The sequence below is a fragment of the Kitasatospora sp. NPDC042419 genome (assembly GCF_056437345.1).
In genome coordinates, this window is record NZ_JBWKAW010000015.1 from 55,581 (window position 1) to 80,245 (window position 24,665).

Below are 24,665 nucleotides of genomic sequence, written 5' to 3' on the forward strand. Positions count from 1 at the left end.
GAGGGCAGGTGCCCCGCCTGCCCACCGGGGAAGGGAGCCGAGGATGTTCGGCGAACGAAGGGCCCGCCACCGGGCCAACGACGCCTTCGACGACGGCGAGGGCGTCACCCGCTACCGCATGCGGCAGAAGGTCTTCTCCATCGGCGACGACTACTGGATCGACGACGAGGCCGGCGACCACGTCTACAAGGTGAACGGCAAGGCCCTGCGCCTGCGCCGGACCTGGGCCATCGAGGACCGCGAGGGCCACCGGGTGGCCGCCGTGCAGAGCCGACCGATGCGGATCAAGGACTCGATGGAGATCGAGGACGCCGACGGCCACCGCATCGCCCTGGTCAAGAAGGGCATGGTGGGACCGGTGCGGGACCGCTGGCGGATCAAGCAGGAGGAGGGCGGCGACCTCACCGTCCACGGCAACATCGTCGACCACGAGTACACGATCGAACGCGACGGCTACAAGGTCGCCGAGGTCTCCAAGAAGTGGTTCCGGCTGCGCGACACCTACGGCCTCGGCATCGGTCCCGACACCGACCACGCCACCGTCCTGGCCGCAGCCATCGCCATCGACGCCATGGCCCACCCCGGCGACTGACCACCCGCGCCGCGCCGCCGCCGGCCGCCTACCGGTGTGCCCCCACAGCGACGGTCCGGCTCCCGGTGCCCGACAGCGCGTCCGGGTCTCGGCCAAACGGATGGACTTCAGGAGCGCGCTGCTCCATATGCGAGGCCGGCGGGTGCACCGGTCCCATGCTGGGCCGGAGAATACACCCGATCAACAAGGGTGCGCCGTTCGGTGCCTGCAGGTGGCCGGGTTCAGGGCCGGCTGCCGGTCACCGGTCGCCGGTCGCCGGTGAGGCGAAACAACTCCTTGCATTCTTCAATCGACGACGCAGTTCACAATGCTCCTCCTTGAGCAGGCCTGGCAGGTGAAGCAGTCGAGCGCGGCGCCGCAGATATCGAACAAATCCATCGGACGGATGTTCCGGCTGCAGGAATCTGAACAGCAGTGGCACCAGGACGGGCGGGATCGAGCCGGTCGACGGCTCCGGCCCGTCGGTTCACCCCGACTGGCGTCGACCGCGAAAGTCTCTGTCAGTACACGAATCACCTGATTGGCGGGTAATCGCCAGGCGCGCGTCTGGAAGCCCCGGACAGAATGGGTGGCCAGGACAGCGGCAGCAGCGGGAACCGGACTCTTCCCGATTTCCGTGAATCCGCACTTCGCGCCGGGGGCAGCCGGCGCGGGAAAAGAGGACCCATGAATTCCCCTCCCGAGGTACGCCGGGACCATGCGCCGGCGCACGGCAGGGCCTTGAGGACGCCAACGCGGCGGACGGCGCCGAGGAATCCCGGCCGCCGCGGGGCGCCGGGGGCCGACCGGTGACCGACGAGCAGCCGGAGGGAACCGGCATCACGGAACTGCGGATCCTCCCGCCACTGGCCATCGGTCGCTTCGGATCGTCCGACGAGCCGATGGACAACTACCACGCGGTGGTCCGCGAACCGACCGGATACCGCGAGCTGCAGCCCGCGCCGACCCTGCGCGTCGACCCCGACAACGGGGCGATCGCGGAGGAGACGCAGCCGACCGAAGTCCGGTTCCGGGACGGCACGGGCCGGGTCCGTCCGGTGGCGCCCTTCCTGGAACTGTGGGCCCGCTTCGGCACCGGCGACCTGGAACCCCTCACCACCGCACGCCTCGAAGCCGTCGGCCTCACCCCCGCCGACCTGCAATGGCGGGTCGTGGCGGCCAACCTCAAGGCGGCGCGGCGCACGGGGGACGTCAAGGACGGGATCCACGCCGACACCGGGCCGTTCAGCGACCACGCCGCACACCCGCTCACCGGTCGCGCCGACAACTTCAAAGCCGGCAAGTCGATTTCGTTCGGCACGATCCGCTTCATCAGGCCGACGGCCGAGTTCCCCGAGATCCGGATGCGCTTCGTGCCCGGCCGGGGTGCGGTGTTCGGGGTGCGGCCGGGTGATCCGCAGATCAGCGACGACGTGTACGACCCCGCCGTGGGTCGCTGGGACGACCACTTCGACGGCGATCCGGCCGCGCCACTGGTGACCTTCCCGGCTCAGACCTACGAGGGCACGCTCGACCAGCAGGGGCAGCGCTACATCTCCAAGGGCTATGTCGACGATTCCTGCGACGGAATCGTGAGCGTCGAGGCCACCGTCGGCGGCCAGGTGCTCAGCGCGTCGGCCCGGATCTGCTCCGGAGTGCCCGACTTCGCGCCGGACGGTTTCCATGTCCGCACGCTGCAGGACGACCTTGTCCAGGCGCTGCTCGGGCCGGTCGTGTCCGGTGAGCTGGACCGGGACGAGGTGGAGGACACCCTGCGCCGCGCCCTGGAGACGGTGCGCCTGATGAACACGATGGCCATGAACGCGGACCAGGGGATCGGCGGCGTCGTGACGAACGCCACCAACCAGGCGCGGCACGAGACCGCCGAGTACGAGCGCGCCTTCGAACCCGTGTTCGGCCAGGGTGAGGCTCCCTACCACCAGGTCCTGGCGATTCACGAGCAGCTCGTGAGGAGCTGGCGGACGGGCGTACTGCCCATTCCGCGTGACCTGATCCGTTCCTACGACGAAGCCGGTGATTTCTCGACCATGGCACGCCAGAAGATGCCGGCGCTCATGCGCGGCAGCGACACCCTGGAGCTGACGCTCACCCGCCGTCAGATCGAGCTCCTGCGTCGTGCCGCCCTGGAGACGCAGGCCACGACCGAGCCCGAGCGCATGATGTTCCGCCTGGTGGAATTCTTCCGCTCGATGGCTCCCCTCCACGAGCACATCCCCACGGAGTCGGGTCCGCTGTCGGACCTCTTCGTGCGCCCCCTGGACCTGCTGGACCACCTCCGCACGGCGAACGCCCAGGGACCGCTCGCGGGAGCGGAGGCCGGGCAGCGCCTGGTGACCCCGGGCGATCCGGAGGCCTCGGCGTTCGTACGCCTGCTGCGCCGCGAGGACCACCCCATGCACGGACCGTTCAGCCTGACCCTGCCCGGCACCGACAAGACCGGCCTGGAGATCGTCGAGGCCTGGATCGCCGCGATGCCCCCGGACGGGGACGCGTGACGACCGCCACCGCCACCGACGCCGGCACCAAGCCTGGCACCAAGCCCGGCACCAAGCCTGGCACGAACGCTGCCGCCAACGCCGTCATCGCAGAGCCCAGGAGTACGCCGTGGACCCGATCTCGCCCCGGAACCTGACCGCCCAGCTCGCGCACCGGGCGCGTGGCAACCCGCCCGGTACGACCCCGGCGTCGTCCGTCGGCAACTTCTTCCCCGGCCTCGAACTGGACCTGCGCAACCTGTGGCGTCGCCTCTTCGCCGGGATCCAGCTGCACGAGGCGGTCGCCCTGGTCCTCGCCGTCGACGACGACGCACCCGATGAGGTGCGGGCGCTCGTCGGCGAGATCCTTCTCGCCGTCGACGGGCATCCGGTCTGGATCGAGGTCGCCGGCCCGCGGTCGCCCGGTGGGGCCAGCGAGAGTCTGGGCAACTGGTCCCTGGAATGGTCCAACGCCCTCGCCGACGTCGCGCAGAAGACGGGGCAGGAAGTCCGGTGCACCTTCAGCAAGGGCGACGACGACCAGCAGGACGTCCTGCTGAGGGTCCGGAAGGTCTTCGAGGAGTCCGGGCCCGAGGGCGGGGAGGACGCCCGCACCGCGATGATCAGCCGCGAACTCGCCCAGCCCGGTGAGCTGACGCAGAGCCTCTGTTCCCCGTGGCAGAACGACTTCGTCGGCTGCGGTTGCTACTACTGGGCCGCCAGCCGACCCGACTACGTCAACGTCGAGGCGGACGGGGCCGACGGCAGCCGGGGCCACAACTGGCTGCAGCGCGACCGGACACCCACCACCCCCAAGGTCTACACCCTCCGTCAGGCGGACCTGCTCCAGCACGAGGACATCATCGAGAGCTGGGAGGACAAGCTCACCTTCGTCCTGGAGGGAAAGGACGCCCCCACGCTGTCCGAGCCGCCGGAGTGACGGACGGCGCGAGACGGCAGCACGCTCTGCCGCGGATCGCCGCCCACAGCACCGTCGACCGTCGGCGGACGAGGGAGCACGCAGCCGACCTCGCCGACGTGGTCCTGTGAAGCGTTCGAGCCGCGAATCGATCAGTCGACCCACGACTGGAAAGGTAGGACGATCATCAACGCGACGGTGACCGGGCCTCGGGTCCGCGGCTACCACCTGTTCGACGGGGGGACCGGCCCGCACGTCCTCGTCTCCGCCGGTTCGCTCGTCTACGCGATCCCGCCGGAGGTCCGGGAGCTGTTCGAGGACGCGGCGGCGGCCCGGGACGAGGCCGCCGCCGGCGCCCTGCTCGCCCGGTTCGGCCTGGACGTCCCCGTGAGGCTCGACGAGACCCCCGGCGAGGTCCCGCTGCGCTCCGTCTCCCTCGCCATCGCGCAGACCTGCAACCTGAGCTGCACCTACTGCTACGCGGAGCAGGGCGACTTCGGCGGTGCCGCCAAGCTCATGTCCGAGGAGGTCGCCCACCGGACGGTCGACCGCCTGGTGGACGGCGCGGCCACCGGGGAACAGGTCACCATCGCGTTCCTCGGTGGCGAGCCGCTCGCCAATCGCCGCGTCCTGCGGTCCGCCACCGAGCACGCCGCCGCGCGCGCCGCCGAACGTGGCGTCCGCGTCGGATACTCGATCACGACGAACGGCACCCTGGTCAGGCCCGACGACGCCGAGTTCTTCGCACGGCACGGATTCGCCGTCACCGTCAGCCTCGACGGCGTGGGCGCCGTCCACGACCTCCTGCGCCCCGCGAGGAACGGACGGCCCACCTACGAACGGGTGCTCAGGCGTCTGGAGCCGCTGCTGAACGACCGACACCGAACCATGAGCCTCACCGCCCGCGTCACCGTGACACCGCGGAACCTGTCCCTTCCGGAGACGCTGGAGGAATTCATCTCCCTGGGGTTCGACAGCGTCGGGTTCTCGCCGATGCTCAGCTCGCCCACGGGCGCCGACGAGATGGCCGGGACCGACCTGACCGCCATGCTCGAACAGATGACGGCCTGCGCCGAGCGTTTCGAGGAGCGGGTCGCGAACGGCGTGGCGTACCCGTTCCTCAACGCCGTCAACGCGCTCCGGGAGATCCACCGGGGCACCCACCGCCCGTACCCGTGCGGTGCCGGAGCCGGATACCTGGGCGCTTCCGCCGACGGTGAACTGTTCGCCTGCCACCGCTTCGTCGGAGACGACGAGCGCAAGATGGGCGACGTCCTCACCGGGGTGGATCCGGCACGGCAGCTGAAATGGCTGGACGACCGGCACGTGCACCGCCAGCAGCCGTGCTCCGACTGCTGGGCGCGGTACCTGTGCGGCGGGGGATGCCATCACGAGGTGATCGGGCGCGGCCGCCCGGCCTGCGACTACATCCGGGGCTGGCTCCACCACTGCCTGTGCATGTACGCGCGGCTGACGGAGAAGCGGCCGGACTACCTGGACGCGATCGGAACCGGCCGGTGACGACCACCGTTCGGGCGGACGTCTGCGTGATCGGCGGCGGGCCCGCGGGCTCGACCGCCGCCCGCCAGCTCGCCCTGCTGGGGCACTCCGTCCACCTCGTGGAACGTGCGGAGTTCCCCCGCCGCCGGCTCGGTGAGTGCCTGGCGCTGGGGATCTCCCAGGTCCTGAGCGCTCTGGGCCATCTCGCACCCTCCGGCCTGCGCCCCGCGGAGCTGCTCGCGCGGTGGGCCGGCGACGAGCACAGCGCGCCGACGTTCGTCGCCGACCGCGGCGTGTTCGACGCGTTCCTGCTGGACGAGGCGCGGACCGCCGGAGTGCAGGTGTCGCAACCCGCCCTCGCCCGCCGCCCGCGCCGGCACGACGACGGCTGGCGCATCGAGGTGCGGCAAGCCGATCAGCGGTTCGACCTGGACTGCAGGTTCCTCATCGACGCCGGCGGACGGACGGGCCTGCTCCGCCAGCAACGCCACCGCGCGGGCGCGCGCACCACCGCCCTCTACGGATACTGGCGACCCGGGGTGCGGGACGGGCCCGACGTCCGCGTCGAGGCGGGCTACGACGAGTGGCTCTGCGCCGCGCTGCTGCCGGACGACACGATCAACGCGATGGTCTTCGTCGAGCGCGCCCGGTGCACCGCGCTGGACGGCGACGCACGGCGACGGCTCTACCGTTCGCTGCTGTCCGGCTCGGACCTGTTCGGCCCCTGGCTGGGCACACAGATCACCGGAACGTTCGCCTGCGATGCCACGAGCTCGATCGCCCAGGACACCGTCGGCCGTGACTGGATCAAGATCGGCGAGGCGGCGCTGACCCTCGACCCGCTGTCCGCGCAAGGCGTCCAGACCGCGATGACCACCGCCATGCAGGGCAGCATGGCCGCCCACAGCATCCTCCGGTGGCCTGCCACCGCCTCCGCGGTCGCCTCCCACTACCGCTCGCACCTGCAGCGCCTCGCCCGGCACCACGACGGGCTGGCCGCTGAGCACTACAAGCGCCAGTCCCAGGTACAGGACCGGCAGTTCTGGACTCCGCGAGCCACCGCACCCTCCTGAGCGGGCGGGTCGTCGGAAGCAGCGGCACGCGGGGGCGGAGAGGCGGCGTGCGCGGCTGGATGCGTCACCGGCCGCCTGGTCCGGGCAGGCCGGGCAGGCCGGGCCCTGGTCCGGGCAGGCCGGGCAGGAGGTGGACTTCCCCCGAGGCGTGCCGAAATCCGGTTGATGGCCGCGGGGGCCGTGAGTACAGTGCCACGCGTGACGAGCCCTGAGTCGGACAGAGCGGAGCCGCCGGTCACTCGGCGGCGGGCGGTCGGCTGACCTACGGCCGATCGGCCCCTCGGCCCCTCGGCGGCTTCGCCGTGAGTGACCGGACACGTGCTCCGCGTGTCCGGATCGGGTGCGGCTCGCGTCACAGCAGCAGGTGACGCCTTTCGACGTCCGGCGCGCGGATGTTCCTGCCCGCGCTTCAACGCTGGAGCCGACTCCGTGCCTCTGTTCGTCTACGTCCTCGGCCTTGCCGTCTTCGCGCAAGGGACCTCCGAGTTCATGCTGTCCGGCCTCGTACCCGGAATCGCCCGTGACCTGTCCGTCCCGGTGGGCGCCGCCGCGGGCCTGACGTCCGCGTACGCCGTCGGGATGGTCGTCGGCGCGCCGGTGATGGCTGCGCTGGCCGCGCGATGGCCGCGCCGCCGCGCACTGGCGGGATTCCTGGCCGCGTTCGTCCTCGTGCACGTCCTCGGTGCGCTCACGGCGGACTTCGCCGTCCTGTTCGGGAGCCGGATCGTCGCTGCGATCGTGAATGCCGGGTTCCTGGCGGTCGCGATGAGTGCGGCGACCGGCCTCGCGAGGCCGGAGTGGCAGGGCCGGGCCACCGCCGTCCTGCTCTCGGGCGTGACGCTGTCGTGTGTCGTCGGCGTGCCCGCCGGTGCCCTGCTCGGGAACTGGGCCGGTTGGCGTTCGGCCTTCTGGGCGGTCGCGGTCCTGTGCCTTCCCGCGCTGGCGCTCGTGTTCCGGTCGGCGCCCGTCGACGCCGCCCGTCGGAACGGCGTCCCGGTCGCCCGGGAGGCGCGCGTCCTCCGGTCGCCTTCGGTGCGGTCGGCCCTGGCACTCGCGGCCGTCGTCAACGGAGCGACCTTCGCGACCTTCGCCTACCTGGCCGTCCTCGCCACGGACGCCGCCCACCTGCCCGCAGGGGCGGTCCCGGCATTGCTCGCGGCCTTCGGGGCCGGCGCCTTCGTCGGCGTGAACGTGGCCGGCCGTACGGCCGGCGGCCGGTTCCGGCACGGCACGCTCCTCGCGGCGGGGGCGCTGCCCGTCGGGTGGGCGGCCCTGGCCCTCGCCGGCACGCAGACGGTGCCGCTGTTCGTCCTGACGGCCGTCCAGGGCGGGCTGTCGTTCGGCGTCGGATCGGCGCTCGTCGACCGCGTCCTGCGGGTCACGCCCGACGCCCCGACCCTGAACGGGGCGTTCGCCACCGTCGCGCTGAACACCGGTGCGTTCCTGGGGCCGCTGCTCGCCGGTGCGGTGACCGGGGGAACGGGCGACAGCCGGGACGCCGTGTGGGTCAGTGCCACCCTCGCCGCCCTGGGGGTCCTGCTCATGGCCGCTCCGGGCCTGAGCCCGGCCCGCGGGGGAGGCGGGGAGGTCGGGGAGGTCGGGGAGGGCCGGACGGGGTGCGGCAGTACGTCGTAGGTGTCCGGGTCGGCGGCCGGCGGGTGGTCGCCGACCCGATCGCCCCCCGGAGGCCCGCAGGGGGGCCGCGGCGGTTCCGCGCTCCGGGCTTCCCCGGGGCTCCCTCCGGGCGGTGCTGTCAGGCGGGGGATTCGCTACGGGACCTGCGCCGGGGGAGTTCCACGACCTGGGTACCAGCTGCGCCGAGGAACTGCGCGACGGCCTCGGCGGTGGCGCGCTCCAGGGAGAAGACCCAGAAACCGGGCACCAGCACGGTGTCGACCAGCCCCTTGGAGGCCCGCGCGAGCAGGAGGCGCAGTTGGGGGCGCAGTGCGGTGGAGGAGGTGCCGTTGTCCAGGTAGAGCCGGGGGGTTCCGAGGCCGAGGTGCTGGGCGTGGTCCTCAAGCGCCCACCGGTGCGCGGCCATGTCCCACTGGTCGTAGGGGTAGCAGCGCAGGTAGACCGCGGTGCTCCCGATCAGGGTGGGCTGGTCGTGGGTGATGGTCATCGTCGCTCCTCGCCGGGCACGGCACGTGTGTGGCGCAGGTCGTCGGGCGGTGCCCTGGGTGGCTCTGTGCGCCATGGTCGCGACTTCGTCCGGGGTGGGATCGACTACGGCCGGGGGTCACGCAGTGGCTTCGAGTGAGGACGGCGACGGGGTGTGTGCGACCTCGGGAAGTGCCCTCCATCATGGAGCCGCGGAGCGCATATGTCTATACCAATGGGTCGGGCGTGGAACGGTCCGGTGCGCGCTGGTCCCGATGAACGGGAGGACACGGCCGTCGTCCGTCGTGAATTCGAACGCCTCGTGGCTCGGCACGCCTGGGGAGCCGAGGCTGCCCCACCAGGGAGGCCGACGATTGTGGCGGCAACGATGGCGGCGATCGCGGTGACGGAAGCGGGACCGGGGTCAGCGCTTGAGGAGCGCTTCCAGGGCGGCGGACAGGTACGCGGGGTCAGCCGGGACGGTACCCGGCGCCGCGTGGGTCAGCTGGGCGTGACCCACGTAGCTGGTGTAGACGAGGAAGCCGCGCTGATGGGCCTTGGGCGGTGGGAAGCCGAGTAGTTCGAAGAGGTGGGCGAGGTAGCCGACCCGGCGCTCGGTGACACGGGCGAGCGCCGCCGCCACCTCGGGGTGACGCTCGCGGCGAGCAGCCGAACCTCCAGGGGATTCTCGGCGGCCGAGGCGGTCGCTCCCCTCGCAGGAGCGCGCCGAGGCGGGCCGTGGGGTCGGGTTCGGTGGCCTCCATGGCTCGGATGATCCGCGTACCCGTCGGCGAACGGGAGTCCGGGCATGCCGCCGCAGGTCCTGGCTGCGGCGATCAGGTGACGGACACGTCCACGTCGCGGTGCACCGTGATCACCGCCTCCCGGCGGAGCACCCGTGCCTCAGCGCACCGGAGGCGTTGTACGCGCGTGCGAGCGGGTCCGACGGGGCTGGTGCTACCGGTCCGCACGGCGCAGGAACTGCCAGCCCAGTACGGTCAGGGCGAGCGTCTGCACGACAGAAGTGAGCAGGAGCAGGGGCTGAACGGCGGGAGAGCAACAGAACGCGGTCGTGCAGACCATGGGCAGGACCAGGTAGGTGAACAGGTCCACTGCGGTCTGGAGCCGTTTGCGCGTGCTGCGGCCCGCGAGGTTGCGGTGGTAGACCTCCCAGCCGAACACCGTGCTCTGGGTGGAGGCGAGTTCTCCCAGGCGCGGTCCCAGTTGGTCGCGGACGTAGTGGCCGATCGCCGAGATCTTCTCGTCGTTGACCAGGTAGGTCCATCCCAGGATCAGGCAGATCGCGGGGACGGAGAGCAGCAGTCGGGACTCTCCGCTCTGGACGGTGACCGCCACGACTGCGGTGGCCGCGGCGAGCGTGAAGTAGAGCAGGTTGTCGCGGAATCCTATGCGGGTCTTCTGCTCCTCCTTGAGGCAGTCGTACTCGGCCAGCAGGATCGTGCTCTCGGTGACGGCGTCCGTGGAGGTCACAGGCATTCCTATGTTCGAGCCCGGGATCAGCCGACGATCTGGAAGGGCGTCAGGTTGTCGTGGCCGTGTCTTTCGATCCAGCCCTTCCCGTCCGCCGCCACCCCTTCGAGGAGGCGGAAGGTGTGGGCGGAGCCGGCCGCGCTGAGGTTGATCTCGGAGATCTCCTGAGCGCTCTCGTCCGGCGCCAGTTGATGTGCGTCGGCGTCCTTGACGCGGATCTTCCTGGCCGGTCCGTTGGTGAGGACGAGCTCCAGGTCGTAGCCGATGTCGGCGTTCTCCGTCACCTGCACCGAGGACAAGGCGTCGAACCGGTAGTTGCTCCGCTGTTCGTTCCTGCGCGACGCGTCCGAGAAGTCGGACTCGGAGCTGATCTCGCGGATGCCGTCCTGGGTGAACAGGAACAGGCGGAAGACGTAGTGCGAGTACCGCCAGGGGCCGCCCCTGACCCGGCCCCGTTTGTAGGAAGGCGCCGGGGCCACCAGGATGGTGTGGGTGATCAGGTCTCGCCAGGCGAGCTGGTGGTGCCGGAGTGCCTCGTCGACGAACGCGGTCTTGTCGCAGGTGAGCCAGGTCTCCATTTCCCGCTCGCTGGGGCGGATGCCGTCCAGGTACGACTTCCAGCGCTGGTAGGCGATCTGTCGTGCGGTCAGCTGCTCATGGTACTGCCGGGTCTCCCGGGTCAGCCGGTGCTCTTCGCGCCGGACCTCCAGCCACCGGGACGCGGTCGCGTGCCCGGACCAGGCCGCACCGAGTACGGCCAGCAACGCCCACAGCGGCCGCGGTTGGGCGGCACCCGAGATCGCTGTGCCGAGCGCGGCCAGAGCCGCCGCGCCGAGGAGGGCGAGGGCCGTCACGGTCAGGGCCTTCGTCCTGCCCGGGGTCTGCCTCTGGTGGCTCTGGTCGAACAGGGTGCCGTTGGTGTGGCGGTTCCGGGTGTCCTCGGCGAGGTGCCGGATCAGCCAGTCGACCCGGTCCACGCCGATCCGGCTCTCCCGGTAGAGGTCCGCGATCTCGGCGGCGAGGCTGCCGCGGACCTGGGCGGTGTGGGCGAGCCAGGCCTCCGGAGTGAACCCGTAGGGGGTGCGGACTCTGAAGTAGTGATCGAACGAATGGCGGACGCTGTTGGTGAACCGGCCTTCGGCGGGTGCGGGATCGCGCGGGTGCGGGATGCGGGCCCCGGCCGAGAGGCCCGGTCGGGTCTCCCGGCCCCACCACCGGACGCCGAGACGGGCTGCGGTCAGACCCGCGCCGAGTGCCACCAGCAGTTCGACGACCGCCTGGGCCGGATCCACGGTCAGTGCCAGGGCCAGGAGGAGCGCGCTGCTGACGACGAACAGGGCCGCCCGGACCGGGAGGGCCGCCCGGGCGGCGGCAGCGGTGCTCGGGCGGGGCGGAGCGGCCCGCGCCCCGATGGGGACGGGCGCGAAGTAGGCCCAGACCCGTCGGGCCCGCTCGTTGCCGAAGCGCTCCGCCTCGGCCCGTTCGAGGGTCTCCGCCCACACGCCGTCCTTCAGCCCTCCGGTGAGCATGAGGTCGAGGTGGCGGAGAATCGCGTTGTGCTGGTAGGGCGGCAGGTCCTGCAGCTTCTTCAGTACGGGTCCGGTCTCGCTGCCGGCCGTGCTGAGTACCGCCAGCAGGTCGAAAGTGACGCGCAGGGCTTCCTTCCACCCGTCCTCGGTGTAGGTCCGTACGAGCCCGGAGGTGTACTGCAGCCCCCGGACCTCCTCGGTGCTGAGGTCGTGGTGGGTGCGTGCGCTGAGTACGGCGAGCACCCAGTGGAAGCGCACCTCCGCGCCGTCGTACCCGTGGGCGATCGCATCGGTGATCATTTTGCGGGCGCGGCTGGGGACGCCGTCCTGCAGGAGCTGTACGCCCACCCGGTACTTCTCATGCGGTGAGGCGTCAGGGCGGGTGATGTAGACGGTGGAGTCGTGGACGATCTGGGCCTGGATCCCGACGGTGGAGTCGTGGGCGGCCGAGCTGTACGCGGCACCGTTGCCGTGGTTCACGCCAGGCCACCGGCTGCGGCGACGATGGGGGCCAATGCGGCCACCAGCGCGGGGCATTCCGCGACCAGTCCGCGCAGCCTCCTGAGCGTCATGACCGTCCGCTTCGACGTCTCGGGGGTGTTCCCCCCGGCCGATCGGAGGGCGGAGTCCAGATCGCCGAGGGCCTCCCGGTAGGTGTCCTCGTCGAGGGAACCCTCGGCGCGGTGCCGCCCCAGCTGCTCGCGGAAGCCGTTCAGTTCCGCGATCAGGCCGGTCGGGCCGGATGCCTTCGGGGCTGCGCCGAGGTGGACGCTGCTGCCCGTGACCGAGCCGGCCATGATGCCGACGGTGCTGTTGTGGGCGGTGTTGCCGACGTGGCGGTCGAGCCCGTCGGTCGGACGGCCCCTGTCGTCCCGGTGCATCGCGGTCTCCTCCTGTTCCCCCACCAGTTCCACCGCCAGCCGGGTGGCGAACGCCGCCGCGTTCGCCGCGGCCCGCGGCTGCCAGTTGCGGTCGTCCGCACTGTTCTTCGTGCCGTCCGCCCGGTCGCTGATCCCCCGGATGACGGCCACCGGCGCCCCGTTGAGATGGCCGGCCTGGGCCACACCGGCCGCCTCCATCTCGATGGCGAGTGCGTCGTTGTAGTGTTGCCGGATCCACTTCGCCTCGGCCGAGATCCTCGAGTTCTGGACGACCTCGCCGGCGGCGATCGCCCCGAAGCGCACCTGCGGCGCGTCCTCGTGACCGGGCGCGGAGTCCGCCCAGTCGTCCAGGCGGGCCAGGTGAGAGGCGAGCTGGCTGATGCCGTGCGGTGCCTCCCACGCCCGGGGGCGGGCTTTGAGCCCGTCGTCCTCGCTGGTCCCGCCGTGGTAGGCGTACACGTGTGACGCCATCACCACGTCGCCCAGCCGGGTGGTGTCCCACAGGGCTCCGGCGACCCCGACGAACAGTACGGCCACCGGTGAGAACTCCTGGATCGCGCGTTCGGCGATCACCGCGGCGGCATGGTTCCCCTTGCTCGTCAGGCCGAGCGCGACACGGCACGACGTGCCCCGCACGGTTCCCACCTCGAACCGGGTGCCACGCTCATGGCGATGCACCTGCGGACCCGCCAGTTTCTGGCGTACGGCCTGGTACTCAAGATTGAGGGCGGTGAGAACCACCACCGGTCCGTTCGACATCTATTCCTCTTCCCCTCTCGTGTTCTCTTCCATCGCGGACGGCGCGGGTCGTATCAGCGGTGGAAACAGCACGGTTTTCGGACCGGCCCGGTACAGCCGTGCGGGCCGTCCTCCCGTGGTCCTGCGGTCCGTGCCGACGGGGACGATGAATCCCTTGGCGGCCTGGACCTTCCGGTAGAAGTTGCGGGTGTCGAGCTCGGTGCCCCAGACGGCCTCGTACACCTGTTGCAGCTCTGCGATGGTGAAGTCCTCCCCGCAGAATGCCGTGGCCAGTGCTGAGAATTCGAGCTTGGAGCGCGCGCATTCGACCCCGTCCGAAACGATTCGACGGTGGTCGAAGGCGAGCTGCACCTCGCCGGACAGGACTGCTTCCGCGGGAACCCACGCGGCATCGGTGGCATCCGTTCCCGCGGTCGGGTCGGGAAGCCCCGGTGCGATCGCCAGGTGGGCCACGGAGACGACCCGGCCCCGCGGATCGCGACCCGAGTCCCCGTACACGGCCAGCTGTTCAAGGTGTACCCAGCCGGCGGCCAGGGCCGTTTCCTCGCTCAGTTCACGGTGGGCGGCATCCAGGATCTCCTCGGCATCGTGGTTCAGGAATCCGCCGGGCAGGGCGGGCATGCCCCGGAAGGGATTTTCGCCCCGCTCCACCAGAAGGACGTGCAGGCGGCTCTCCCGCAGCGTGAGGATCACCAGGTCGACCGTCAGCAGCACACAAGGCGGTGACCATGCGTCATCTTGCATGTTCTGTAAGGTACTTCAGTTACTGTCACTTGCACAAGAAGGGGGTGGTGGGGGCTGCTGTGCGCGCGCCTGGGCGTGCGCCGGCTACACGATCCGCTTCGGCGTGCCCGGCCGGTGCCGCCACCGAGGTCACCGCACGGGACCCCGGTGGTGTGGGTGTGGTGCGGTGTCATGACCGATGATCGGTGGATGCGTCCGTTGAAGCACGGCTACACCAACCACACCGTCGGCGACGGGGCGGTGGTCGAGAAGACCTACGAAGGTCCCGATGCGGGTCCCAGGCGTAGGCGGGAGTACGCGGTGCTGACCCGGTTGCAGGGGAGGCTGCCCGTGCCCCCGGTGCTTGGCGTGGACAACGGGGTCCTCACCCTCGGGTTCGTGACCGGCACTCCGGGCCAGGAGTTGCTGGAAGCGGGTCACGCGGCGCAGGTGCTGGAGGCCTGCGGGACGCTCCTGCGCCGCATTCACGAGACCGCGCCGTGCGTGCCGGGCACGGGTGTCCGCGATGCCGGCCAGGTGCTCGTCCACGGGGACTTCGGGCCGAACAACCTGCTCCTGGACCCGGTGACGTTCCGGGTCACCGCGGTGGTCGACTGGGAGTTCGCCCACCTCGGCGACGCGGTCGAGGATCTGGCCTGGTGCGAGTGGATCGTGCGGACGCACCACGCCGAGCACCGCCAGGAGCTCGGTCGCTTCTTCGACGCCTACGGCGGGCCGGTACCCGGGTGGCCGGTTCGCCAGGCCGCGATGCTGGCCAGGTGTGCCGAGCTGGAGCAGTTCTGTCGGCGCCGGGAGCCGAACGGCCAGGGCGTGAGGCAGTGGCAGGAGCGCGCGGCCACGACTGCGGGCTGGCAGGAATAGCCGAGGCCGCGCCCCCGCCCCGTCTCGTACGGCGAACGTCCGGCGGCCGCTTCGACGACGGCTCCGCGCAGGCGGCGAGAGCCGTGTCCGCCTCTCCGCGCGGACGGCACTGATCGCGCGCAGCTTCCGCTCCCTGCCCGACCGCTGGCAGCAGGCCCTGTGGCACACGGTCGTGGAGGGCGGGAACGCCCGGACCGTGGGCCCGGTGCTGGGACTGACGGCCAGCGGCGTGTGGTCACTGGCCGAACGCGCCCGCGAAGGCCTCCGCGAGGCCTACCTGACGGCCCATGCGCACCGCCCGGGCCGGTCGGCGGAATGCGACCACCACAGTGCGCAGCTGGCCCGGGCCGTGCGGCGCTCCGAGCGAGGACCGGACCGGGCCCTGGCGGGCCACCTGGCAGGATGCGCCCCCTGCCGGCGCGCGTTCGACGACATCAAGGACCTCAACGGCCGCCTGCGTGCCGCACTGCCCCTCCTGCTGCCGGCCGCCCCGGGGGCCGGAGCACCGCTGTCCTGGCAGGCCGCCCCGCCACCCGCCGCGGCCCTGCCCGGCATCCCCGCGGGGCCGACCACCGCATCCCCCGCCACGTCGGCGGCCGGGTCCTCGCCGGTCGTGCCACCGGTCGTGCCACCGGTCGACCGGACCCGGCCGCGCATCGACTCCACCGGGTCGTGCATGGGCATCGGGACGCCGCAGCGGCTCAGCCGTACGAGACGCCCTGCACGGGAAGCCCGGAGCAGCTGTGGGACCTGTTGCCCGTGCGGGGGAGGAGCCGGCAGATAGCCGTGCGCAACGCCCGCTCCGGGCTCTGCCTCACCCACACCGGAACCACGGTCGACGGCGCGCCCGTCCGCCAGGCGGTCTGCGACGGGACCGCCCTGCAGACCTGGACGCTGAACCGGACCGCCGGGCGGGCCGGGATCCTCACCGGCGACGGCATGCACCTCGGCCTCAAGGAGTCGGCACGGGCCGACCGGCAGGGCCATGACCCGCTGATCGCGACGACACACTTCTACTACGGCTCGCCCTCGCTGCGCTTCCGCGTCGACTGAGGAGCGGGAGACTGAGGACCGGGAGGGACGGAGGAGGATCCCGGTCCACGCCGACCCGTGGGTGCCACGGAGGCGCCGCGGGCCCGGACGTACCCGGGGAGCGGTGTTCGTGCCACGACGCCTCCGGCCCGCCGGAGAGGCCGCGGCGCGCGGGCGACCGGGCGGAGACCCGGGGTGGGTGCGGAGGATTGTCACGCTGCGTGGCGGTCGGCGACCGGCGGAGGGGCCTGTTCGCTCGTGGGCCGCCGCTGCGGCCGCGACCACGGCGCCGGTCGGCCCCGTTGTTCTCCGGGAACGGTCGCGTTCGGCGCTTGACAGCGCTGACCACGGGTTTGAGACTCGTCGCATCCGAATCGCCGGGGCCGCTCCAGTCGGCCTGCTGGAAGCCCGGGCTGCCGTGCGGTCGGCAGCCCCGGGTCATGGGGCGCGAGTACCGTCCGATCACCCGAGGTGATGAACCATGACGCGTAGCGAAGCATCCGACGGGGTGCCCCGGCCCAGGTCGGCGCGATCGTCCTCGGTCCGCTGGCCGGGTACCGTGCGCCGACCCGGCAGCCCCGGGTTCGAGCAGTCCGCGAAGGACTGGCTGCTCGACCTCGCGCCGTCGCGGTGGCGCCACGAAGAGGTGTTCCACCGCAATCCGCTGGAGCTGGCCTGCATGCTCCGCCTCTACCTGGACGCCGAGGTGCTCGCCATGCAGGCGGGCCTCAAGGCGCTGCGCACGGCTCTGAGCGGGACACCGAGACGCCGGGACGATGCCGAGACGATCGAGGCCTACCTCCGGGAGCAGGCCTGGGCCAGGGCGGTGCGCGAGCAGGTCAGGCTGGTCGAGGACGCACTGCACCTGGCCGGTGGCGGTGCCGCCCGCAAGCGCGTCGCCTGGCGGATCGTCAGTGGCCCCTGAACGGCCGTGGACGATCCGCGCCCGCTGTTCACCGGTCACCGCGACCGGCAGCCGGGTCGACCAGCGCCCGCACAGGAGTCGACCAGCACTGCGCGGCCGGCGCGCCGATCGGACTCGTGGCGGTCTCGGCGAAGACCGCGACGCCCCGCCCCGGCCGGGGCGTCGTACCGCTTCCCGACACGGTGGCGGGGCACCCGGCCGGTGCTCCCGGTGCTCCCGGTGCGCGTCAGTCCGCCGGCCGACCGGCCGTGCGGGCCAACCGCGCTCCGGCCAGCCCGAGCCAGTGGGTGGCCCGCCGTCGTGCGTCCCCGCCGTCACCGGCCAGGGACAGCAGGGTGAGCGCCCGCTCGTCGGTGGACTCGCCCGCGACGACACGGACCGGCACGGCGGCGCGCCGTGCCCGGTCCAGCACCTCGCCGACGGCCTTGCCGAGCAGGCTGGTGCTGTCGAAGCGGCCCTCGCCGGTGATGACGAGGTCGGCTCTGGCGAGGGCGGTGTCCAGGCCGAGGAGGTCGGCGACGGCCGCTGCGCCGGGGGTGATGGTGGCGCCCCAGGCGGCCGCCAGTCCGTAGGCGGTGCCGCCGGCCGCGCCGGCGCCGGGCTGGTGCGGGTCGCCGCCGAGCAACTCGGCGTACCGGTGCAGGCCCTGCTCCAGGAGCGCGACCTCGGACGGGCCGGCGCCCTTCTGCGGTCCGTAGACGGTGGCTGCGCCGTCGGGGCCGAGGAGGGGGTTGGTGACGTCGGTCAGCAGCCGCACGCCGGCTGACGGCGGGCGCCGGAGACCACCGAGGTCGACGGCACCCGCCGTGGCGAGGGAACCGCCACCGTCGGGGAGCGGGGCTCCCGAGCGGCCCAGGACGCGCAGACCGAGGGCGGAGAGGAGTCCGGCGCCGCCGTCGGTGGAGGCGGAGCCGCCGAGGGCCACGGTCAGCCCGCTCGCACCCGCGTCCAGCGCTGCGGCGATCGTCTCGCCGGTGCCGCGGGTGGTCGCCGCGAGCGGGGCGAGCCGGTCTTCGAGCAGCGGAAGCCCACTGGCGGTGGCGAGTTCGACCAGCGCGGTGCCGTCGGGGAGCAGGAGGTAGCGGCCCGGGACGGGTCTGCCGTCGGGGCCGGTGCAGCCGGGGACTTCGTGGACGGCGGCGCCGGAGCGGGCGCCGGAGTGGGCGGCGGTGAGGGCGTCGAGGGTGCCCTCGCCGCCGTCGGCCATCGGCAGCAGGGTGAGCTCGTCGTCGGGCCGGACGGAGCGCCAGCCGTCGGCGAGGGCCCGGGCGGCCTCGGTGGCGGTGGCGGTGCCCTTGAAGGAGTCGGGGGCGAGGACGATCCTCACGAGCCGGCCACGTGGGCGAGGTGGCGTTCGGTGAGGGTGCGCAGGGTCTGCGCGCCGGGGGTGTCCCAGATCTGCTGGTTGAAGATCTCGACCTCGATCCAGCCGGTGTAGCCGGCGGCGGTGACCTGGTCGGTGAGGGCGCGGAAGTCGATGTGGCCGTCGCCGACGTGGCCGCGTCCGAGCAGGGCGTCGGCCGGGAGCGGGAGCGTCCAGTCGCAGACCTGGTAGGACGCGATCCGGTCCTCCCGTCCGGCGCGGGTGATCTGTTCGGGGAGGGCCGGGTCCCACCAGACGTGGTAGCTGTCGACGACCACGCCGACCTGGGCGGCGGGGTGCGGTGCGGCGAGGTCGAGGGCCTGGCCGAGGGTGGAGACGACGGCGCGGTCGGCGCAGAACATCGGGTGCAGCGGCTCGATCGCCAGTCGTACGCCGAAGTCTCCGGCGTGCGGGGCGAGTTCGGCGATCATGTCGGCGACGGCGTGCCGGGCGCCGGGCAGGTCGCGGCTGCCCTCGGGCAGACCGCCGACGACCATGACCAGGGTGTCGGTGCCGAGTTCGGCGGCTTCCTCGATCGCCTGGAGGTTGTCGGCCAGGGCGGCCCGGCGGGTGTCGGGCCCGGTGGCGGTGAGGAAGCCGCCGCGGCACAGGGAACTGACGGCGAGTCCGGCGTCGCGGCAGAGCCTGGCGGAGCGGGCGAGGCCGGTTTCGGCGACCTTCTCGCGCCAGAGTCCGATCGCCGGGATGCCGGCGTCCGTGCAGCCCAGGACGGCCTCGGGCAGGCTCCACCGCTTGGTGGTGATCTGGTTGAGGGAGAGACGCGAGAGTCCGGTCACGGTGCCGGGTTCCTTTCGGGCAGGGGGAGGGAGACACGGGTGGCCGCCCGCCGGGGGAGGGGGCGGCCACCCGTGGGCACTGGAGTGGGCTCAGCCGCGGGGTGCGGCGACGGCGAGGTAGCGTCGCATGCGGTCGGCGGCGCGGTCCGGGTCGGGCAGGACGCCGGCGGCGTCGGCGAGCCGGAAGAGCTCGACGAGGTGGGGGACGGAGCGGCCGCCCTGGGCGCCGCCGACCATGGTGAAGTGCTCCTGGTGCCCGGCGAGCCAGGCGAGGAAGACGACTCCGGTCTTGTAGTGGTAGGTCGGCGCGGCGAACAGGTGGCGGGCCAGCGGCAGGGTCGGTGCGAGCAGTGCCTCGTAGCGGTCGAGGTCCCCCGTGTCCAAGGCGCGGAGCGCGGCGGCGGCGACCGGGGCGATCGGGTCGAAGATGCCCAGCAGGGCGTCGCTGTGGCCGAGTTCGTCGCCGCGGATCAGCGCGGGGTAGTTGAAGTCGTCGCCGGTGTAGAGGCGCACGCCCGCGGGCAGGGCGCGGCGCAGCGCGATCTCGTGGTCCGCGTCCAGCAGCGACACCTTGATGCCGTCGATCCGGTCGGCGTGCGCCTTGATCAGCTCCAGGACGGTGGCGGTGGCGGCGTCGATGTCGCCGGACCCCCAGTAGCCGGCCAGGGCCGGGTCGAACATCTCGCCCAGCCAGTGGAGGACCACGGGTCGGGTGCACTGGCCGATCAGGTCGCCGTAGACCTTCAGGTAGTCGTCGGCGCCGCGGGCGGTGCGGGCGAGCGCGCGGCTGGCCATGAGGATCGGCCGGGCGCCCGCGTCCTCGACGACGTCGAGCTGCTCCTCGTACGCGGCGGTGACGGTGTCGAGGGCGTGCGTTCCGGGGGCGAGCTGGTCGGTGCCGACGCCGCAGGCGAGAAGTCCGCCGGTGAGACGGGCCTCGGCGCCGGAGCGGGTGATCAGTTCGCGGGTGGCGGCCCAGTCGAGGCCCATGCCGCGCTGGGCGGTGTCCATCGCGTCGGCGACGCCGAGGCCGAGGGACCACAGGTGGTGGCGGAAGGCGAGGGTGGTGTCCCAGTCGACGGCGGCGGGTGCGCCGGGGGCGTTGTCGCCCAGCGGGTCGGCGACCACGTGGGCGGCGGCGAAGGCCACCCGGGAGTCGGCGGGGACGGGGGAGGAGGGCAGCTCGGCGGGGGCGCGCATCCGGTGGCGGCCGTGGCCGGGCAGGTCGATCTCGGTCATGGTGTCAACGCAATCGCTGGGGGACGGTCGGGAGTCAGATCTCCAGGGCGGGGACGTCGAGGCGGCGGCCCTCGCGGGCGGAGCGCAGGCCGAGTTCGGCGAGCTGGACGCCCTTGGCGCCCTCCAGGAGGTCCCAGCGGTACTCCGAGCCGGTCGCCACGTGGCGCAGGAACAGCTCCCACTGGATCCTGAAGCCGTTGTCGAACTCGCCGTTGTCCGGCACCTGCTGCCACTGCTCGCGGAACCGTTCGGTGGCGGGCAGGTCGGGGTTCCAGACCGGCTTGGGGGTGGCGGCGCGGTGCTGGAAGCGGCAGTTGCGCAGGCCGGCCACCGCGCTGCCCTCGGTGCCGTCGATCTGGAACTCGACCAGCTCGTCGCGGTCGACCCGCACCGCCCAGGAGGAGTTGATCTGGGCGGTGATGCCGCCCTCCAGCTCGAAGACGCCGTACGCGGCGTCGTCGGCGGTGGCCTCGTACGGGCGGCCCTGCTCGTCGACGCGCTGCGGGATGTGGGTGGCGGTGTGCGCGTAGACGGACCGGACGGGGGCGACCAGGTTGTCGAGCACGTAGCGCCAGTGCGGGAACATGTCGAGCACCATGCCGCCGCCGTCCTCGGCGCGGTAGTTCCAGGACGGGCGCTGGGCGTCCTGCCAGTCGCCCTCGAAGACCCAGTAGCCGAACTCGCCGCGCACGGAGAGGATCCGGCCGAAGAAGCCGCCGTCGACCAGGCGCTTGAGCTTGAGCAGGCCGGGGAGGAACAGCTTGTCCTGGACGGCGCCGTTGCACACCCCGGCCGCGCGGGCGAGGCGGGCCAGCTCCAGTGCGGAGTCCAGGGACTCGGCGGTGGGCTTCTCGGTGTAGACGTGCTTGCCGGCGGCGATCGCCGTGCGCAGCGCGGTCTCGCGGGCGGTGGTCACCTGGGCGTCGAAGTAGACCTCGGCGAGGGGGTGGGCGAGGGCCTCGTCGAGTGAGGTGGTCCAGTGCTCCAGGCCGTGCCGGTCGGCGAGGTCCTTGAGCTTGTGGGCGCTGCGGCCGACCAGGATCGGCTCGGGCCACAGGACCTCGCCGTCGCCGAGCGGCAGGCCGCCCTGCTCGCGGATGGCGAGGATCGAGCGGACGAGGTGCTGGCGGTAGCCCATCCGGCCGGTGACGCCGTTCATGACAATACCGATCACCCTGCGGGGCATGGTGGTCCCTTCGTTCCGGGAGAGGGGGAGTGGGGAGTGCGAGTGTGCGGATTCTTGGTAAGCGCTTTCCGCCGGGTACGTTACGAGCATGCCGAACCCGAGGTCAACCACCCGTGCCACCCGATCCACCGGCGCCGTGACGCTCCAGCGCGTCGCGGAGCATGCCGGGGTGTCGATCGCCACGGCCTCGCGGGTGCTCCACGGGGGCACCCGCACGGTCGGGGAGGAGCTGCGCCGCAAGGTGGAGGGCGCGGCGCGGGACCTCGGCTACGTCTCCAACGCACCCGCGCAGGCGCTGGCCCGGTCCTCGACCTCGGTCGTCGGCCTGGTCGTCCACGACATCGCCGACCCGTACTTCGCGGCGATCGCCGCCGGTGCGATGCGGGCCGCCAAGCGGCACCGGCTGATGGTCATGATCGCCGCCACGTTCGGTGACCCGGAGCTGGAGATCGAGTACGTGCGGAGTCTGCGCGCCCAGCGGGCGCGGGCCGTGCTGCTCGCCGGCAGCGGCGTCGACGACCCGGACCTCACGGCGCGCCTCGCCGCCGAACTCGACGCCTTCCGGGCCGACGGCGGCCGGGTGTCCTGCATCGGTGAGCGCGGCGTCGACCCGTACGTCCCGCTCGACCACACCGGCGGGGCCGGGCGTGCGGCCACCGAGCTGTGGCAGCTCGGGCACCGCCGGATCGGGGTGGTCGCGGGCCCGGAGGGCCTGGTGACCGTGCGGCGGCGGCTCGCCGGGGTCAGGGCGGCGTGGTCCCGGCTGGGTGGTGAACTCCCGGACCGCAGGGTGGTGTTCGCGGACTTCACCCGATCCGGGGGCCGGGACGCGGCGCTCGGTCTGTTCGCGGCCGAGCCCGGTGTCACGGCGGTGCTCGCCCTGAACGACGTGATGGCGGCCGGTGTGCTGGCCGCCGTGCAGGACGACCTGGGGCGGAGCGTCCCGGGGGAGGTCTCGGTCGTCGGCTTCGACGACGTCCCGTTCGCGGTGGACCTCCGGCCGTCGCTGACCACCGTCCGTCTGCCGCTGGAGGAGGCGGGGGAGCGTGCCGTCCAGCTGATCGCGGACGGCGCCTCGCCGGCCCGGCAGGCGCCGCTGGGGGTGGCCCTGGTGGTGCGCGGCAGTACGGGGCCGGTGGGGGGCTGACGGGGGCGGGGAGTACCGGTCGGCCCTCGGGGGGAGGTTCGTGCGCTTGCGCTTGGTGGATAGCGCTTACCTGATCGGGGCTCCGGCCCGCTCCGGAGTCTCCGAAGCGGGCCGGACCGGGAAATCCCGAGGGATGCGTAGTGGCCACCGGCCTCCCGTTGCACCTGTTCACGCGACGCCCGCCGCTCAGCGGTCAGGCCCCCACCCTGGGCATACCGCGCACCATCGGCATACCGCAGGGATCACTTCCTGCAACCACCCGACAGCCGAGCGAGACCTCGGTAACTCGCGGTCATCCCGTCACCTCCGCAGCAACACCTGGTTGCGGACGGGTCCGCATGCCCCAGCGGGCAAGAGATGGACCGACGGCGCCCAGTGCCGCGAAGAACACCGCCAGCAGCAGCCAGCCCGTCGTGCCGAGGCCGAGTACCACCGTGGTGAGGATCGCGGGGGCGAGAGCCTGGCCCGCGCTGAAGCCGAGACCGAAGACACCTTGGTACTGGCCCTGTGCGTGGTCGGGGGCAAGACCGAAGCCCAGGGCGAAGGCCGCCGATGACTCCCAAACCTCTCCCAGACTGTGGACGAAGATCGCGGCCAGGACCAGTCCCGCCGCCGCCCAGACAGGGGTGTACGCCGCCAGTGCCATCATCGGGCAGCTGACGAGGAAGAGCAGCCCCGCCGTGCGAAACGCCAGGCCGCCGTCGTGCGGGGTCTCGATGCGCGAGCCGATCCTGGTCTGCATCAGCACACAGAACAGGGAGTTGACGGCGAACAGCGCGGCCACCGTCCAGCGCGGCGCCTCGGTGTGCTCGGAGATCCAGATCGGCAGGAGTAGTGAGACCACCGGGTACTGCAGTCCCATGGCCCCGTAGAAGGCGGTGAACGCGAGGAAGGGACGATCCGAGAGGACGAGCCAGCGCCGCTGTTGCGGTGGTGCCGCCAGTACCGGATAGCGGGGCAGCAGGAGCAGAAGCACCGCGCACAGGGCGAAGCTCGCCGCGTTGCCGAGGATCAGTGTGACGTAGGCGCCGCGGGTGTTCGCGGCCAGCGCCAGCCCCGCACCGACCGTTCCCAGGACGACGCCCAGGTTGACGAACGTGCGCAGTTTGGCACGGAACAGGGCCGGGCGCTCACCCCCGACCCGGACCACCAGCGCGCCCCACGCCGCCCCACCGGTCGCTGCGGCGATCTGGTCGACCGTCGCGATGATCGTGAGCGCGGCCCAGCTCTCGACGAGGACGAGGGCCGCCATCGACACGGCCTGGACCGCGAGGGCCGACATCATGATCGTGCGAGCCCCTCGCCGATCTGCGAGATGCCCGCCTGGTACCCCCGCGCACAGACCGATCACTCCGGCGATCGTGAGCGCGGCACCGACCTGCACCGCGGGCAGGCCCACGACCAAGGTGAAATAGAGCGCTGACGCCGCGTTGAACAGACCGTTGCCGACTCGGTTGACGAAACTGGCGGCGACCAGCACGCGCTCCGGCCTGTTGCCCCCCGCCATACGGCCTATTCGACCCGCTGAGTTGCCCTTGAACATGGATGGCACGCTAACAGTGGGCGCTGATCCAGCGGAAGTGGCACCAAGAGCACGTGCTCCGGTTCCGCCAGGGGCCCGAACCAGGACCGCGCCACCCCCGAGGAATCACGGCAACAGAGGACGACGCGCCGGCCTCGGAGGATCCGGTCACCCTGGACATGCCGGGCAAGGCCGCCGACTGCCTCCGCGCCACCGAGCCGGAGCCCGCCGAGCGGGCCGCACTCGACCAGGGTGCCGGACGGCGTGGCCAGGGCTACATCCTGCGCCTCAGCGCCGTTCCCGCCGTGCACCGTCAGCTCCTCGCCCGCTACCGGCCGCTCGACGGCGGCCAGGGCATCCCCGCAGTCCCGACACAGCGCAAGGCCCGCCGCGAGTACGGGAACCGGGTCGGCACCCTCACATCCTGACCAAGATCGTTCTCGCCGACAACCGCTGTACCGATGTTCCAAGCGCCGCCAATTGCATCCGATGCGAACTCGCGACGGTTCGCGAATCGTCGTGGCCAACGGC

The 24,665-nt window shown here is 72.2% G+C and carries 22 protein-coding genes; 11 read left to right on the forward strand and 11 right to left on the reverse strand.

The window, feature by feature from the left end; genetic code table 11:
- Positions 1-43: 43 nt before the first annotated feature.
- The 6 genes from AC067J_RS25715 to AC067J_RS25740 all read left to right on the forward strand — a co-directional run bounded on the left by AC067J_RS25715 (position 44) and on the right by AC067J_RS25740 (position 8,193).
- Positions 44-592, forward strand: coding sequence for an LURP-one-related/scramblase family protein (locus AC067J_RS25715; protein WP_478302933.1), 549 nt, complete (start codon positions 44-46; stop codon positions 590-592).
- A 788-nt stretch (positions 593-1,380) separates the two neighbouring features.
- A complete protein-coding gene (locus AC067J_RS25720) occupies positions 1,381-3,087 on the forward strand; it encodes a hypothetical protein (protein ID WP_478302935.1) in 1,707 nt (568 codons plus the stop codon).
- Positions 3,088-3,196: 109 nt separating this feature from the next.
- Complete coding sequence (locus AC067J_RS25725; RefSeq protein WP_478302937.1) at positions 3,197-4,006, forward strand: hypothetical protein; 810 nt, start codon at positions 3,197-3,199, stop codon at positions 4,004-4,006.
- Positions 4,007-4,183: 177 nt separating this feature from the next.
- Positions 4,184-5,506 carry a radical SAM protein gene (locus AC067J_RS25730; protein ID WP_478302939.1) on the forward strand — a complete coding sequence of 441 codons (1,323 nt, stop codon included), beginning with the start codon at positions 4,184-4,186 and terminating at the stop codon, positions 5,504-5,506.
- Positions 5,503-6,558: an NAD(P)/FAD-dependent oxidoreductase gene (locus AC067J_RS25735; RefSeq protein WP_478302941.1), complete on the forward strand. Its 1,056-nt coding sequence runs from the start codon at positions 5,503-5,505 to the stop codon at positions 6,556-6,558. The genes AC067J_RS25730 and AC067J_RS25735 overlap by 4 nt, the downstream gene beginning before the upstream one ends.
- 429 nt (positions 6,559-6,987) lie before the next feature.
- Positions 6,988-8,193, forward strand: a complete 1,206-nt coding sequence (locus tag AC067J_RS25740) for a Cmx/CmrA family chloramphenicol efflux MFS transporter (RefSeq protein ID WP_478302943.1) — start codon at positions 6,988-6,990, stop codon at positions 8,191-8,193.
- 118 nt (positions 8,194-8,311) lie between these two features.
- Here AC067J_RS25740 and AC067J_RS25745 read toward each other — a convergent pair whose 3' ends face one another.
- From AC067J_RS25745 to AC067J_RS25770, 6 genes are all read right to left on the reverse strand, one after another.
- Positions 8,312-8,680, reverse strand: a complete 369-nt coding sequence (locus tag AC067J_RS25745; protein WP_478302945.1) for a hypothetical protein — start codon at positions 8,678-8,680, stop codon at positions 8,312-8,314.
- 402 nt (positions 8,681-9,082) lie between these two features.
- The gene (locus tag AC067J_RS25750) at positions 9,083-9,301 is read right to left on the reverse strand and encodes a hypothetical protein (RefSeq protein ID WP_478302947.1); all 219 of its coding nucleotides are present in this window, start codon (positions 9,299-9,301) and stop codon (positions 9,083-9,085) included.
- 314 nt (positions 9,302-9,615) lie between these two features.
- Complete coding sequence (locus tag AC067J_RS25755) at positions 9,616-10,155, reverse strand: hypothetical protein (RefSeq protein WP_478302949.1); 540 nt, start codon at positions 10,153-10,155, stop codon at positions 9,616-9,618.
- 20 nt (positions 10,156-10,175) lie between these two features.
- Complete coding sequence (locus AC067J_RS25760) at positions 10,176-12,158, reverse strand: hypothetical protein (RefSeq protein WP_478302951.1); 1,983 nt, start codon at positions 12,156-12,158, stop codon at positions 10,176-10,178.
- Positions 12,155-13,318, reverse strand: coding sequence for a 5'-methylthioadenosine/S-adenosylhomocysteine nucleosidase family protein (locus AC067J_RS25765; protein ID WP_478302953.1), 1,164 nt, complete (start codon positions 13,316-13,318; stop codon positions 12,155-12,157). Before AC067J_RS25765 ends, AC067J_RS25760 begins: the two co-directional genes overlap by 4 nt.
- The gene (locus AC067J_RS25770) at positions 13,319-14,062 is read right to left on the reverse strand and encodes an NUDIX hydrolase (protein ID WP_478302954.1); all 744 of its coding nucleotides are present in this window, start codon (positions 14,060-14,062) and stop codon (positions 13,319-13,321) included. It abuts the gene before it with no gap.
- Positions 14,063-14,251: 189 nt separating this feature from the next.
- Between AC067J_RS25770 and AC067J_RS25775 the strand changes: the two genes are divergently transcribed.
- The 3 genes from AC067J_RS25775 (at position 14,252) to AC067J_RS25785 (ending at position 16,880) form a co-directional block, all read left to right on the forward strand.
- Positions 14,252-14,923 (forward strand): phosphotransferase family protein, encoded by a 672-nt coding sequence (locus tag AC067J_RS25775; RefSeq protein ID WP_478302956.1) that lies wholly within the window; start codon positions 14,252-14,254, stop codon positions 14,921-14,923.
- Positions 14,924-15,325: 402 nt separating this feature from the next.
- Positions 15,326-15,976 carry an RICIN domain-containing protein gene (locus tag AC067J_RS25780; protein WP_478302958.1) on the forward strand — a complete coding sequence of 217 codons (651 nt, stop codon included), beginning with the start codon at positions 15,326-15,328 and terminating at the stop codon, positions 15,974-15,976.
- 460 nt (positions 15,977-16,436) lie between these two features.
- Complete coding sequence (locus tag AC067J_RS25785; protein WP_478302960.1) at positions 16,437-16,880, forward strand: hypothetical protein; 444 nt, start codon at positions 16,437-16,439, stop codon at positions 16,878-16,880.
- A 226-nt stretch (positions 16,881-17,106) separates the two neighbouring features.
- Here the strand turns inward: AC067J_RS25785 and AC067J_RS25790 are convergent, their stop codons facing one another.
- From AC067J_RS25790 to AC067J_RS25805, 4 genes are all read right to left on the reverse strand, one after another.
- The gene (locus tag AC067J_RS25790; RefSeq protein WP_478302961.1) at positions 17,107-18,207 is read right to left on the reverse strand and encodes a glycerate kinase; all 1,101 of its coding nucleotides are present in this window, start codon (positions 18,205-18,207) and stop codon (positions 17,107-17,109) included.
- Positions 18,204-19,040: a sugar phosphate isomerase/epimerase family protein gene (locus AC067J_RS25795; RefSeq protein WP_478302963.1), complete on the reverse strand. Its 837-nt coding sequence runs from the start codon at positions 19,038-19,040 to the stop codon at positions 18,204-18,206. The genes AC067J_RS25790 and AC067J_RS25795 overlap by 4 nt, the downstream gene beginning before the upstream one ends.
- Before the next feature lie 90 nt (positions 19,041-19,130).
- Positions 19,131-20,279, reverse strand: coding sequence for a dihydrodipicolinate synthase family protein (locus tag AC067J_RS25800; protein WP_478302965.1), 1,149 nt, complete (start codon positions 20,277-20,279; stop codon positions 19,131-19,133).
- Positions 20,280-20,313: 34 nt separating this feature from the next.
- The gene (locus AC067J_RS25805; RefSeq protein ID WP_478302967.1) at positions 20,314-21,465 is read right to left on the reverse strand and encodes a Gfo/Idh/MocA family protein; all 1,152 of its coding nucleotides are present in this window, start codon (positions 21,463-21,465) and stop codon (positions 20,314-20,316) included.
- A gap of 88 nt (positions 21,466-21,553) precedes the next feature.
- Between AC067J_RS25805 and AC067J_RS25810 the strand changes: the two genes are divergently transcribed.
- Positions 21,554-22,612, forward strand: coding sequence for a LacI family DNA-binding transcriptional regulator (locus AC067J_RS25810; RefSeq protein WP_478302969.1), 1,059 nt, complete (start codon positions 21,554-21,556; stop codon positions 22,610-22,612).
- Positions 22,613-22,904: 292 nt separating this feature from the next.
- Here the strand turns inward: AC067J_RS25810 and AC067J_RS25815 are convergent, their stop codons facing one another.
- On the reverse strand, positions 22,905-24,155 hold the full coding sequence (locus AC067J_RS25815) for an MFS transporter (protein ID WP_478302971.1): 1,251 nt from the start codon (positions 24,153-24,155) through the stop codon (positions 22,905-22,907).
- 158 nt (positions 24,156-24,313) lie between these two features.
- On the opposite strand from AC067J_RS25815, the gene AC067J_RS25820 reads away from it, so the two are divergent.
- On the forward strand, positions 24,314-24,562 hold the full coding sequence (locus tag AC067J_RS25820; RefSeq protein ID WP_478302973.1) for a hypothetical protein: 249 nt from the start codon (positions 24,314-24,316) through the stop codon (positions 24,560-24,562).
- Positions 24,563-24,665 lie beyond the last annotated feature (103 nt).